Annotated in this window: 3 protein-coding genes; 1 reads left to right on the forward strand and 2 read right to left on the reverse strand. The window is 42.3% G+C overall.

Translation table 11 applies throughout. From position 1 onward, the window contains the following. A partial coding sequence (locus tag R7Q11_RS29190) for an AAA family ATPase (protein WP_225467348.1) occupies positions 1-267 on the reverse strand: 267 nt, incomplete at its 3' end. Between R7Q11_RS29190 and R7Q11_RS29195 the strand changes: the two genes are divergently transcribed. After that, entirely contained in the window at positions 242-367 is a 126-nt protein-coding gene (locus R7Q11_RS29195; protein WP_021454107.1) for a hypothetical protein, read from the forward strand. The two genes, R7Q11_RS29190 and R7Q11_RS29195, sit on opposite strands and share 26 nt — an antisense overlap. 21 nt (positions 368-388) lie before the next feature. Here the strand turns inward: R7Q11_RS29195 and R7Q11_RS29200 are convergent. Next, positions 389-523, reverse strand: a 135-nt coding sequence (locus R7Q11_RS29200; RefSeq protein ID WP_225467349.1) for a BCCT family transporter, incomplete at its 5' end; no start/stop codon positions are given.

Consider the following 523-nt stretch of genomic DNA (forward strand, 5'->3'; position numbering starts at 1 on the left):
ATACCGCTTCATTTCCCAATGTCGTACAAAGGTATTACTCACAATCAAGATTTTCCCTTTGTTCAACCATTTTCGCGTTTGTTCAAAACACCATTCGTGCGCTTGCGGAAGCAAAGACGGATTGAAGTGGTACTCGCCTTTCTCATTCTCAAAATACATGTCGGCTTCGAAATGCTTCGCATCGAAATCTATCACCAATTGTTTCGCCAAGGTTGTTTTTCCTGAGCCAGGAAGACCACGAATGAGAATAAGTTTAGCAAGCGACATAATGCAGTTGAGTGATGAAAAAGAAGCCCAAACTGTAACGGAATTTCTTAAAAAGAAAAGCAGAAATAAAAATGCCGAGCAAATGAATGCTCGGCATTGAGTATTAATTTATCAACATCGATTAGCGGTAAGCGGAAAGCTCGGTACGTAAACCTTTCACCAAACTCACACACATCAACAGTAGAACAAAGGTAAATGGCAAGCCGGTCGCAACCACACCAGACTGTAGCGCTTGCAAGGCTTCTTTACCGCCAAC

It is taken from the genome of Vibrio sp. 970 (assembly GCF_033339075.1).